Origin of the sequence: Bacillus sp. AFS055030, assembly GCF_002574545.1 — a bacterium.
In the GTDB taxonomy this organism is placed as follows: domain Bacteria; phylum Bacillota; class Bacilli; order Bacillales; family Bacillaceae_G; genus Gottfriedia.
The window spans coordinates 26,158-38,764 of sequence record NZ_NUGT01000081.1 but is presented as its reverse complement, the minus strand read 5'-3'; the positions used below and the strand labels follow the sequence as shown (position 1 = coordinate 38,764).

Sequence of the window (12,607 nt, the reverse complement as noted above, 5' to 3'; positions counted from 1 at the left end):
TAACAGGTTCATGAGGAAGTAAACCAGCAAAAATTAGAAAGTTCCTTACTCATGACAGGTTTTAGTGGTAATAAACCAAAAATAGCGTAGTTGACAAGCTCATTTTTCAACACTCTGAAAAAAGGTCTACCGAAGTTGGTAGACCTTTCTTGTTTATTTAGCTTCACTAATCGTTTTATTAATAACATCAATCACATAGTTTTTTGTGTTTTTGTTAATCGAACCACCATCACCTTTAAAAATCGTGGATTTGGTTGTATCAGTTGGTTCAATGTGTACTGGTACTTGTGTTTGACCGTCGTTTAGTTTAAATGATTGGTTGAAATTCATTTCATCATCGACAGTTACTTTTTCCCCGTTGATTGTGAGGTTAGCTCCTTTAATCGAATTTCCTTTAACCGTTAAGGTTGAGCCATTTACTTCAATTTGGTTTACGACTAGTGGCTTATCAATCCAGCGTAAAATCGTATCTTGGACAGTCATTTTATTGCCACCTTGATTTGTAACAACTATTTTCATATCCGTTCCAGTCGCACCGTAACCATAGTAACTGATATCATCATCGGATGGATCAGTTGGTGTATGATCTGCTAATCCTTCATGATCCCATGTATTGTCTCGTGTATATTTATAAGTAATTTCTGTTCCTTCCTCAAGCTCAACTGTATATTCCCAATCTGGTGTAACTGCACCATTTCGGCTCATTGACCATGCACCTGTATTCCAACCATTTAAGCTGTTAGGTATATTCATCTGTGCTGACAATGGAGTGTCACTTGGTGCATGTACCTTAAAGGTGACTTGTACCATGACAATATCAGGTGTAACATTTACTTTATTTGAATCCACATAGTTTCCTGCCTGATCAAAGACGCGGATTTGGTAGTTATAAATTGTACCGTTAGTGACCTGGTAATCACGGAAGCTAGTAGTGTCCCCATTTAATGAAGTAAGTAAATGCCCATCACGATAAATGACAGTTTTATATGGCTGATCTGGTTGGGTAAGTTTCCAGTTTAAATTTACTTGGCCAGACTCTTGAAGTGGCGTTTCTAAATTCACCTCACTAGCAGGTGGAGTAGTATCTAAAGTACTACGTGTATAATTCACTTCTTTTGTTTCAGAGTATACCCATGTAATTCCTAAATCAGGTGTAAAGGCCATTCGGTATTCATATACGCCCGCTTCTAATGGTGTGAAGCTACCTTGAAACTCATTAGCTTGGTTTTCCTGAGACTGACCATTATATAGAGCTTTATACGATTCCCAAGCAGTTTGATCTTTCATTTTTACTTGAAGCTCAGCCATAACTCCTTCAGCTAGTCCTGTTTCTGTCGCACCTTGCAAGTACAAAGTTGCTTTAACCGTCGAATCAAGTGATAAACTCAGCTCTTGGTTTGCTAAGGCTGTCATGTTGGACACGCTAGATTTGCTAACATCATAATGAGGCACGAGACCAGCTGAAAGTGCAGGCTCAGATTCGTTCCCATTAGAATCTACAGCAGTTACAGAAAAATAGTAGTTACGACCATTATTTAAATCTGAAATGGTTACAGTATGCTCTGTAGTTTCTTTTACTTTTGTCCATAATCCGCCAGCAACAGTTGTTTGATAAACATTGAATTTTGTGCCAGTTCCTGTCCAGCTTAAAGAAATTTGTTTAGAACCTACAGTACCGATTACGTTTTTAACCGAAAGTGGTTGTTTCACTTCATTATTTGAAATTAACATTCTTCCTGATTCAGCAGGAACAGTCAATGTCAACTTGCCATCCTTCACTGTAGCAGTGTATTTTTTATCTAATTGGTCTTCTAGACGAATACCGTTTGCAATCAGTTTTTTTGTATCAACTTCAACAGTTTGTGCAGTTTTCCCTCTGTTGATGATGATTAGCGCTGATTTTGTTCCTTTTGTTCGAACATAAGCTAATACATCGTTTTTCGCATAAATATGGTTAAGATCGCCATGACTAAATAAATCGGAATTTTTATTACGAATTTGACCAATCGTTTGATAATGTTTAATTAAATCTTTGTTTTCATTTCCCCATGGATACGTACGGCGATCATCTGGATCTTTTGACCCTGTTTGACCTGCTTCATCTCCATAATAAATGGTTGGTGCACCAGGATAACCCATTTGAAGGATAGAAGCTAGTTTTAATCGTTTCACGCCTTCATTGTAATGATAGTTCGGATCCTGTTCAGCTCGATTATAAGTATCTGTTCCGTTGCCTAATAGGAAGATAGCTCGGGCAGTATCATGAGATCCCATTAGATTCATGAGAGCATAAAAAGCTTCCTTTGGATAATCCTCTTGTACGGCAAGGAGTGAGTTTTGTGCATTTTCTGCATTGCCATTCTTTAAATAATCTAGTACGGCACCTCGGAAACGATAATTCATTACGGAGTCATATTGATCTCCTAAAAAGTATTTAGACGCATCATCCCAAATTTCTCCTAAAATAAGTGGTTTTTCATCTTTTTGAAGCGTTTTTCCTAAACCTGTCATCGTTTTGGATTTAATTTCTTTACGAAACTCCTGCCAAAATGCGCTGTCTACTTCATTCGCTACATCTAAACGCCATCCAGAAGAACCTCGATCAATCCATGATTTGCTTACAGAATCTTTATCATACATTATATAGTTTGCTAATGCAGTGTTATTCAGTTCACTAGGGTGATTAACTTTGGAACCTTCTTTTGATTCGAATACTGGGAGACTGTCATAGCCCCACCAACCTTCATATTTATAATGTTCTTCAGTTGAAACGCCGTTGACTTTTTCATTTGGTACTTTAACATTTTCAATATGGAACCAGTTTTCAAAACCGTACGGGCTAAAGGATTGACCTTCAGATATAAATTGCTTTTTCGCTTTTTCTTTGGCAGTAGCCTCGGACAGCTTTTCATCATTCATCAAATCATAAATACGAGACCAATATTCATATGCACCAACAGTTTTATATTTGTTATATCGGTCAAAATAGATTGAATCGTCAGAGACGTGGTTAAAAACACCGTCCAAAATTAAATGCATTTTACGTTTTGCTAATTCTTTTATGAAATCCTTAAATTCTTTTTCTGAGCCAAACATCGGATCAATTAATTTGTAATCTGTTGCATCATATTTATGGTTAGATGGTGCAAGCGCGATCGGATTTAAATAGAGTGTGTTGACTCCTAGTGATTGAAGATAATCAAGTTTAAATTTGATTCCAGCGATGTCTCCTCCATAAAAATCATTACTAAACTCTCCGTCTCCAGTATATGATCCAGTTCCTTGTTCATAAGGGTTATCAGGTAAGCTTGACCAAGAAGAGGGATGTTCGATTGGCTGATTACCACGAGCTCCGATTTTATCTTTTACATTGTCATTGGTCTTGTTGCCGTTAAAAAAGCGATCGGGAAAGATTTGATAGACTACAGCTTCTTTCATCCAATCTGGCGTTTGATAATTAGGGTCATATACTGTCAGTTGGAAAAGGCTTGCGTTTTTATCAACTGCTTTTCCAGTATGACCTTCTTGTGTGTCTTCACCATACTCTGCTGTTGTATCTTGATCTCTGACAATGAACTTATACCCATGAATCCCTTTGTCAGTTGGCGTAAACGTAGCTTCCCAGTACTCGAGTTCACCTTTGCCATTTGTATTTGACCATCCTACATTTTTCATAGATAAGACCTTTGATGTGCCAGAATTATAATTTTTTACGTATAGGCTTGCGCTAGTCAAATCGCCTTTCTTAGCCGACATTCGGAAAGTGACAGGGGTTTTTTCTGGAACGGCCCCAAATGGCTTTTTGTATACTTGGTCCCATGAATCATGATAGAGGGCATTCTGATCAATAGAACCATCAGAGCCTGCTGGTTTATAATCTGTATAAACTTCTTTTGTTTGATTATTAAAGAAAAATGTAATAGTAGATTCAGAAAGTACAGTTAACTTAAGATTAGAAGTAGGGAAGGACTCAGTCCAATCTTTTCCTAGTACAATCTTGTATTCGTAAGTACCACTTGGCACTTTTGTAGTAAAGGAGTAGATATTTTTGAAATCATCATCTTTTAAAAAGGCTGTTGAATCTGCAGGGCTCCAAGCTGCCCCTGCATGAATAGCAGGCTGGATCGTACCGACAAGACGTGGTTGTCTTTCTTCTGCTATAGGGGTGTAATGCGTGCTGTCAGTAATTGAATGGGTGTTATCATTATAGTAAAATGTGATATTTTTTTGTTCGGAAAGTATTAGTTTAATGTTGTTGCCGCCAGGACTTCCACCTTCACCGTAATTTTCGGACCAGCTTCCACCAATGGCGATTTTGTATTCATATTCACCAGCTGGTAAAGTGCCAGTAAATGTATAGAGACCATTGCCTTTATACACCATTTCAGTTTGGTGCGAGGATGGGTCCCAATCACCAGAATTTCCTAACAACTTTTGAAAGCTACCTACAAGTACAACTTGTCTAGCTGCCGTTTCTGCTGCTTTTACATTTGTAAAATATCCCGGAAACATCTGGAGAACTAATCCTAATACAGTAACAAGCGATAATATTGATCTCTGTTTTCTCCTCATGAAAAAACCCCTTTCTCTTTCTAAATTAAGAAAACGTTTATACAAAAGATGCAATAAAAATATGTATATAGGTAACGCCAACTTTTTTGCAAACGTTTGCATAAATTGTTTTCAAAATAATTATAACTTGTTATTAACACAAATCAATGGGAAATAGCAAAATAATACAAATTTTCTGAAATACAAACACTTAATGTCAGTCAAAGCTAGGGCTCATAGGAATAATGTTAGGTACCATTTTTTCGATAGGGATTAAGTAATCAATAGCAGTTTCAGACAATTTAATAAAATAAGGGAGAAGGAAGTTCCAATAACGGGAACACGCATGACTTTATTTTGAATGAAAAAGTAAGGTGCAATTGCTAGTATTATAATAGCCGTTACCATCGTATTATTTAATGAAACACTTTCATTAAATTCGTAAATATTTTCAAGAATATTTCTATTTCACATGAATTAACAGCAATTGTTATTGATAATATTACTTAAAAATCAAAGGAGGCCTTCATATGATTAAGACGAATGCTAATCGGCTTCAAAAATTAATTGAGTTGTTTAGTGAATATGGTAAAACAAAAAACAATGGTGTAACTAGACTAGCATTATCTCCTGAAGATATTTGTGCAAGGGAGAAATTTCAAGCATTATGTGAAGAAGTGGGAATGACAGTAAAGCATGATGATATGGGGAATATGTATGCTACTTTACCGGGTAAGAAAAACTTACCTCCAATTGTAATTGGTTCCCATTTGGACTCTGTTATTAAGGGAGGACGCTTTGACGGCGTACTTGGTGTACTAACAGCTTTAGAGACTGTTTATACGATATTAGATGAAAAAATCGAACTAGATTACCCAATTACAGTTGTCAATTTTACAAATGAAGAAGGGGCTAGATTTGAGCCATCTCTTATGTCTTCTGGCGTGCTATCAGGTAAATTTGATAAAAAGAAGATGATTGCTTCTACAGATAAAAATGGCATATCATTTTCGCAAGCATTGAATGCAAGTGGTTTCGCAGGTTCAAAAACAAATCGATTGAGAGAAGCCACTGCCTATATTGAACTACATATTGAACAAGGACCAGTACTGGAACGAAAAAACTTAGAAATTGGGGTAGTAGAAGGTGTACTTGGAATGGTATGCTATGAAATCTCTGTATTTGGAGAATCCAATCATGCAGGGACGACACCAATTAGCATGCGAAAAGATCCGATGTTTACTGCTGCTAATGTGGTGGTCGATTTACAAAAGCAATTACAAAGACTAGATTCAGAGCTCGTATACACAATTGGTCGTATAAATGCATATCCAAATATTCATACGGTCATTCCGTCAGAAGTAACCTTTACATTAGAGGCGAGACATAAGGATCCAAATGTAATTGCAGAAGTTACACGAATGGTAGAAGAACTACCAAGAAGTATAAGTGGTTGTCCAATAAAATCAACACGCTTATGGGATCGCGACACAGTTGACTTTGATGAAGAAGTCGTAAATGCTGTTGAATATGCTTGTAAGGAGTTAGGGTATAAAGAAAATCGAATGTATAGTGGAGCTGGACATGATGCTCAATTCATTGCTACCTATATTCCAACGGCAATGATTTTCGTACCAAGTGTAAATGGATATAGTCATCGTGAAGATGAGTTAACCTCATTTGAGGATTGTGCTAAAGGAGCAGATGTTTTACTGAATTCAGTATTAAAATTATGCGTTGAAAAAGTGAAGAAATAAGGCTTAATTTAAAAACTAGTAGTAAAAAAGTGATGTGTTTTTCAATAATGATAATCGGAATAGATTGTTTCTTTTGACTCTCTAAAATGTTTAGAGAGTCTTTTTTTTTAGGAAAACTGTTCTCTTAAAACAACTTTACGAATTATTTACAATTGATTAAAACTAGGTTAATTATTCTTTTCTATAGTTAGAGGTGTAGAAAATATTAATTTTCCTAGGGGGACAAACAATCATGAAACGTGGATTAAAATTAACATTTGCAGCAATGGCTATTACAGGTATGTTGGCGGGATGTTCTAATAAAGATGATAAAACAACTGGTAAGACTAGTACAGATGATAAAAAAGTAGAATTAACAGGGACAATTGGTGCTGCAGGATCAACAGCTTTACAACCACTAGCTGACGAAGCTGCAACAGAATTTATGGCGAAGTTTCCACAAGTATCCATTACAGTTCAAGGTGGCGGTAGTGGTACTGGGGTAAATCAAGTGTCTACTGGAGCAATTCAAATTGGTAACTCAGATGTACCTGCTGCTGAAAAATTAGAAGATAAATCTTTAGCAAGTTCATTAGTTGAAACAAAAGTTGCTGGCGTTGGCTATTCAATGGTAACAAATAAAGACGTTGGTGTAGATTCCCTTACACTACAACAAATTGAAGATATTTTCGCTGGTAAAGTGACGAACTGGAAAGAGATTGGCGGTAAAGATGAGAAAATTAATGTCATTAACCGTCCAGCATCATCTGGTACTCGTGCAGCGTTTGAAAAGAAAATGATGAAAGACGTTAAAATTAATGATGGTGTAGGAACAGTTCAAGACTCAAACGGTGCAGTTGAACAAGCAGTAAACTCTACTCCTGGTGCGATTTCTTATCTTGCTAACTCCTATTTAATCGGCGATAAAAAAGATGCATTAAAAACATTGAAAATTGATGGGAAAGAATCTAATACAGACAATATCGTTGCAGGCGATTACCCATTTTATTCATACGAGTACATGATTACAAAAGGCGATGCGAAATCTCCTGTAAAAGAATATATCGAATTTATTAGTGGTGACGAGTTTGCCGACAAGTTAGTTGAGATGGGCTATATCCCGGCTTCAAAAATGTCAGGATTAGAATAATAAAAAAATGGGAGTTGGTTTATACCAACTCTCAAACTAATTTATTAATGGATGAAGGGGTTTATCATGAACTTCAAAAAAAGAAACTTTTTTCTAATTGAACACCTTGGAAGAACTCTTGTAACATTATGTGGTTTTTTAATGATCGGTATTACAATCGCAATAATCGGATTTATTGTTAGTAAAGGAATCCAATCATTTACAGTAAACAATCTATCGTTAAGTGAAATTTTGTTTTCAAAACATTGGAGCCCAAATAATGCTTCAAACCCAACATATGGTGCTTTAATTTTTATTGTTGGGTCAATTTTAGTATCTGTTGGTGCCGTCATAATTGCTGCACCAATTGCGATTGCACTAGCAATTTTCATGAATTTTATTTCACCGAAGTTTGGTGAAAAAGTTTTAATTCCAGTTTTGGAAATTTTAGTCGGTATTCCTTCTGTAGTTTATGGATTTCTTGGCGTAACAATATTAGTTCCACTTATTAGAAATACTGTTGGTGGAGTAGGGTTTAGCTTAATTGCTGGGATTATTGTGCTTAGTATTATGATTTTACCTACAATTGCCAGTATAGCGTCGGATGCTGTAAGGGCAGTTCCTAAAACATATTTAGAAGCATCATACGGACTAGGTTCAACTAGATGGCAAGCAATTAAGTTAGCGATTGTACCAGCTGCAAAAACGAACATATTAACTGCGATCGTTTTAGGTCTTGCGCGTGCTTTTGGTGAAGCATTAGCAGTACAAATGGTAATCGGAAATACAGTTAAGTTCCCTAATAGTATTTTTGACCCAACATCAACACTAACAGGAATTTTAACAATGGATATGGCAAATACATTAAATGGGACAGCTTGGAATAACACTTTATGGACTCTAGCTATGATCCTACTTCTAATATCCTTTCTCTTTATACTAATCATTCGATTAATTGGAAGAAAAGGAGGATATGAAGCATGATTGCAAGAAAAATGGATAAGATTTGGACAGGAATACTTTGTTTAATAGCTGGTTTAGTTGTCGTATTATTATTGTTTTTATTAAGTGAAATTATTTTTAAAGGTTGGGGATTCTGGGATCCTGATTTCCTGTTTGGAAAACCTAGTAATATTCAAGCAGGTGGTGGGATCGGACCACAACTTTTTAATTCATTTTATATTTTAGTGTTAACATTAATTATTTCAGTACCGATCGGAGTAGGCGCTGGGATTTATATGGCAGAATATGCTAAACCAGGTCGTTTCTTAAATTTCTTAAGATTATGTATTGAAACGTTAGCTTCATTACCTTCAATCGTAGTAGGTTTATTCGGTTTATTAGTATTTGTGACAATGACTGGATGGGGCTACACTTTAATTGGTGGTGCACTTGCGATTTCAATTTTAAATCTCCCAAGTTTAACAAGGATAAGTGAAACAGCGTTATTAAATGTTCCTAAAACGAGTAAAGAAGGTAGTCTTGGATTAGGAGCTACAAAGTGGCAAACAATTACTAAAATTAGTATTCCAACAGCAATTCCTCAATTAATAACGGGAATTATTTTAGCAGCTGGAAGAATTTTTGGTGAAGCAGCGGCATTAATTTATACTGCTGGACTTACAACGCCTATGTTAAATAATGCTGCTCCATTAAATACACCGATGAATCCGTTTAATATTTTTAGACCAGCAGAAACATTAACAGTTCATATTTGGAAATTAAATTCAGAAGGTATAGTCCCAGATGCGCAAAGCATCGCTACAAAATCTGCGGCAGTTTTAATTGTCATGATCCTTTTATTTAATCTATTTGCTAGATTATTTGCAAAGTTTTTAAATAGACGATTTACAGGGGCAAAAAGATAAAATACAAAAAATCTCTATGGGATTCCGTAGAGATTTTTTGTATTTTACGAGTGGTCCTTTATCTATGTATTATGATTTAAAAAGTTTTTAATCGTTTTTTATTTTATCAACCTCACTAAGTAATGCTTCTAAATGTTTTAAAATGGTCTTAGCTATTTGATGTTCTTTATTTTGCTCTAAGTGTTCTTTAGCAACTTTAGATAATTCAGTATAATCATGATGGGAACTTTGGTTATGCTGATCATTGGTTTCTGAGAAGTTGAAAGCATTACTAAGCTTAGCACTTATTTCATTGTGTAGACTTTTAAGACTTTCAATGATTTCATCCATTCATGGCACTCTCCATTTCAAAAGTTTAATTCATAATTAGTATTTACATATGACATTTAAATAAATATTTAAAACAAATTTCGTTTGATTTATATAAACTGAGAGGCTTAACGAAATTGACTGATGATACGACATAAAAGGATTTTACGGAAATAATTAGCTAATCAACGAGTAAAAATATGATATATTTTTTCTAAAATAGTATCCTAAAAAAACTGTTGACAAGTTTGTTTCACATCCGTATAGTATTAGTTATTATAAAAAATATTCAGAAATATTTATCGAAACGCAATGATCAGGAGTAGTAAAAGTTAATTATTAGGTAAAGAGAGCTGCGGGTTGGTGCAACGCAGTCCAATGATCCTTTGAACTTGCCTGGGAGTGGAAAAGCGAAAGATTAGATTCAATCTTTTCTCTCGTTTTAACGGTTAACCTCCGTTACAAGGTGTTTAAAGTAGGGTTCAAAAAAAGAGCCAATAAGAGTGGTACCGCGGTAAGCTAAGGCATATCGTCTCTTTCTTCATTTGATTATGAGGAATGAGATGATATGCCTTTTTTGATTTTTGGGGAGGTTAGGATATGAAAACGGACAAACGGAATTTACAAAGGACAATGACTTCAAGACATATTACGATGATGGCATTAGGAGGTGCCATTGGCGCAGGTTTATTTAAAGGAAGTAGTTCTGCGATTGATATGGCAGGCCCTTCCATCATAATTGCTTACTTGCTAGGAGGTATCATTTTATTATTTATCCTACAAGGTTTAGCTGAAATGGCAGTTCGCAATAGCGATGCAAGAACGTTCAGGGATCTTGTCCAATCTATTTTAGGAAGGTATCCTGCATATTTCCTTGATTGGATCTATTGGAAAATGTGGGTACTGAACATCACGGCCGAATCAATCGTTGCTGCCATTTTTATTCAATATTGGTTGCCTGACTATCCAATTTGGATGTTGGCATTAGTTGTTTCGGTGTTAGTTACAACAATCAACTTACTATCAGTAAAGGTTTTTGCTGAAACCGAGTACTGGCTAGCTTTAATTAAAATTACTGTTATCATTGTGTTCATCTTGGCTGGATTAGTGTTGTTGTTAGTGAATTTTGGTGATCATAAAGCAGTCGGTTTCTCTAACTTGACTGAGCATGGCGGTTTCTTCCCGAATGGACCAACGGGTATAATCTCGGCTATGCTGGTCGTCATTTATTCATATGGTGGTACTGAAATTATTGGGGTTACATTAGCAGAAACGAAAAATCCCGAAAAAGTGGTTCCAAAAGCCGTTCGAAGTACATTGGTTAGAATTATTTCATTCTATATCATTCCATTTTTTATCATCGTTAGTTTAATTCCTTGGAACGAAGTAAACGGGGTGCCTGAAAGTCCATTTGTGATGGTCTTTAAAATGATTGGGATTCCTGGTGCTGACCATATTATGAACGCCGTTGTTTTAATCGCGATTATTTCATCGATGAACTCCGGTTTGTATGGTTCATCCCGCGTTCTGTATACGCAAGCTGTAGACGGTCGCATTCCAAAACTCTTTTCAAGATTATCTAAAAAGAAAGTTCCTGTTTACGCAATATTAATATGTACTTCCACTTTATTTGGAGGTGTATTAGTTTCCTTATTTGCAGGAAGCAAGACCTTTGATTTCCTAATGGGATCGCTTGGATATACCGTATTATTCATCTGGTTGATCATTGCCTTTGCCCATTTGAAATCACGAAAACAGTCAAATGGAAATACAAGTAACTATTCAGTTAAATGGTTTCCATATACAACTTGGGCTGTAATCATCGCTTTAATGATGATTTTAATCGGAATTATTTTCACAACACCGATCATCGTAACGATTATTACACTTTGCATCTATATCTTTATTACCTTAACTTATTTATGGAAAGAACGTCTTAGTAATGATTGATATTGATGGCCTAATTTAAGGCATTTTATAGCCACTATACTTTTGATATAACTGATTTTCGATTAACTGGTGCTTTACTTTAAAAAATAAGTAAAGCCCTTTTTCTGATCATTTAATAGCTTATCAAGTTTTAAATTTTCATTTTCGGACACGGACAAGCATACAATCACATAAGCCCCGAACCAATATAATGATAGGAGTTTATATGAAAGTGAAGTGAAAAGTGTGCCTCCAAAAATGAAAAAACCAAATGATTCAAATGAAGAGAATAAAGAGAATATTAATATTGCCTCAGCCTTTAGAGCTGTTAATACTGTAAACCAAACTGTTCCTGAAAACACTTTTGTAAAAGTAAATTATCAACTTAAACAATTTGATTTAGCAATGGAATATAATCCATTCACTTCAGTTTTTAGGCCCAAAAATAATGGGGTTTATATAATTTCTGCTACGATTTCTTTTTTCCTAAATACGAATGTCGACTATAGAGCACGGATCGAAATTCGTGTAAATGGACAACCCGCAATTGCGATTGATAATGATTTCTTTGGTCCAATAAACTTCGGAAATGCAGTAAATGTTTCGACGATCCAGAAACTTAATGCTTTTGATAGAGTTGAGATTTTTGCCCAAAGTAGCATTGCTGGTGTGATCGGAGCAAATGTTAATGGTGAAATTAGTACTCATTTTGAAGCTGCTAGATTTCCATCTCCGTCCTAATTAGGTTAAATAAATATCCTCAGGAGCAGAACGTGAAATATTGGGGGTATCTGATGAACGAGAAAGAAGATGAAAATATGCCAAACAAAGTACAAGATCCAACTAAACCAACTGAAAAAGTACAGACTATTAAATCTATTTACGACAAAATTAAGGATTGTAATGGTGAAGCTTTAGAGAGACTGCGCAAAAACTAAGTGAGAAATGGATTGAAAGATATACTGTTTAATGACAGTGTGTCTTAATCCATTTTTTTGTTTGTTGTTAAATTACTCCTGCTACAATTCTGATAGAGAAATAGTGGAAAAAAGAATTAATAATCTGTTGTCCTTTTGTTCTTTAAT

Annotated in this window: 9 protein-coding genes and 1 other annotated feature; of the genes, 7 read left to right on the top strand and 2 right to left on the bottom strand. The window is 35.3% G+C overall.

All coding sequences use genetic code 11. The features are described from left to right. Window positions 1-153 precede the first annotated feature (153 nt). Entirely contained in the window at window positions 154-4,572 is a 4,419-nt protein-coding gene (locus CN925_RS19175; RefSeq protein WP_286138530.1) for a pullulanase X25 domain-containing protein, read from the bottom strand. 509 nt (window positions 4,573-5,081) lie between these two features. Between CN925_RS19175 and CN925_RS19170 the strand changes: the two genes are divergently transcribed. From CN925_RS19170 to pstA, 4 genes are all read left to right on the top strand, one after another. Continuing rightward, window positions 5,082-6,308, top strand: coding sequence for a Zn-dependent hydrolase (locus CN925_RS19170; protein WP_098848424.1), 1,227 nt, complete (start codon window positions 5,082-5,084; stop codon window positions 6,306-6,308). A gap of 232 nt (window positions 6,309-6,540) precedes the next feature. Further along, the gene (locus tag CN925_RS19165; RefSeq protein ID WP_098848423.1) at window positions 6,541-7,437 is read left to right on the top strand and encodes a phosphate ABC transporter substrate-binding protein PstS family protein; all 897 of its coding nucleotides are present in this window, start codon (window positions 6,541-6,543) and stop codon (window positions 7,435-7,437) included. A gap of 66 nt (window positions 7,438-7,503) precedes the next feature. Further along, complete coding sequence (gene pstC / locus CN925_RS19160; RefSeq protein WP_483295214.1) at window positions 7,504-8,400, top strand: phosphate ABC transporter permease subunit PstC; 897 nt, start codon at window positions 7,504-7,506, stop codon at window positions 8,398-8,400. Further along, the gene (pstA, locus tag CN925_RS19155) at window positions 8,397-9,284 is read left to right on the top strand and encodes a phosphate ABC transporter permease PstA (RefSeq protein ID WP_098848421.1); all 888 of its coding nucleotides are present in this window, start codon (window positions 8,397-8,399) and stop codon (window positions 9,282-9,284) included. Before pstC ends, pstA begins: the two co-directional genes overlap by 4 nt. Window positions 9,285-9,371: 87 nt before the next feature. Here the strand turns inward: pstA and CN925_RS19150 are convergent, their stop codons facing one another. Next, window positions 9,372-9,614, bottom strand: a complete 243-nt coding sequence (locus CN925_RS19150) for a hypothetical protein (RefSeq protein WP_098848420.1) — start codon at window positions 9,612-9,614, stop codon at window positions 9,372-9,374. A gap of 282 nt (window positions 9,615-9,896) precedes the next feature. After that, window positions 9,897-10,133, top strand: a binding site (T-box leader). 60 nt (window positions 10,134-10,193) lie between these two features. On the opposite strand from CN925_RS19150, the gene CN925_RS19145 reads away from it, so the two are divergent. The 3 genes from CN925_RS19145 to CN925_RS21425 all read left to right on the top strand — a co-directional run bounded on the left by CN925_RS19145 (window position 10,194) and on the right by CN925_RS21425 (window position 12,460). Then, the gene (locus tag CN925_RS19145) at window positions 10,194-11,543 is read left to right on the top strand and encodes an amino acid permease (protein WP_098848419.1); all 1,350 of its coding nucleotides are present in this window, start codon (window positions 10,194-10,196) and stop codon (window positions 11,541-11,543) included. Between the two features lie 237 nt (window positions 11,544-11,780). After that, window positions 11,781-12,263, top strand: coding sequence for an ABC transporter permease (locus CN925_RS19140; protein ID WP_142339256.1), 483 nt, complete (start codon window positions 11,781-11,783; stop codon window positions 12,261-12,263). Between the two features lie 53 nt (window positions 12,264-12,316). Next, window positions 12,317-12,460 (top strand): hypothetical protein, encoded by a 144-nt coding sequence (locus tag CN925_RS21425; RefSeq protein ID WP_180233023.1) that lies wholly within the window; start codon window positions 12,317-12,319, stop codon window positions 12,458-12,460. Window positions 12,461-12,607 lie beyond the last annotated feature (147 nt).

Excerpts from the sequence above, each read along its gene's own strand:
- pstC (WP_483295214.1), top strand. The coding sequence starts at position 7,504 with ATGAACTTCAAAAAAAGAAACTTTTTTCTAATTGAACACCTTGGAAGA.
- CN925_RS21425 (WP_180233023.1), top strand. The coding sequence starts at position 12,317 with ATGAACGAGAAAGAAGATGAAAATATGCCAAACAAAGTACAAGATCCA.
- CN925_RS19175 (WP_286138530.1), bottom strand. The coding sequence starts at position 4,572 with ATGAGGAGAAAACAGAGATCAATATTATCGCTTGTTACTGTATTAGGA.
- CN925_RS19165 (WP_098848423.1), top strand. The coding sequence starts at position 6,541 with ATGAAACGTGGATTAAAATTAACATTTGCAGCAATGGCTATTACAGGT.
- CN925_RS19150 (WP_098848420.1), bottom strand. The coding sequence starts at position 9,614 with ATGGATGAAATCATTGAAAGTCTTAAAAGTCTACACAATGAAATAAGT.
- pstA (WP_098848421.1), top strand. The coding sequence starts at position 8,397 with ATGATTGCAAGAAAAATGGATAAGATTTGGACAGGAATACTTTGTTTA.
- CN925_RS19145 (WP_098848419.1), top strand. The coding sequence starts at position 10,194 with ATGAAAACGGACAAACGGAATTTACAAAGGACAATGACTTCAAGACAT.
- CN925_RS19140 (WP_142339256.1), top strand. The coding sequence starts at position 11,781 with ATGAAAAAACCAAATGATTCAAATGAAGAGAATAAAGAGAATATTAAT.
- CN925_RS19170 (WP_098848424.1), top strand. The coding sequence starts at position 5,082 with ATGATTAAGACGAATGCTAATCGGCTTCAAAAATTAATTGAGTTGTTT.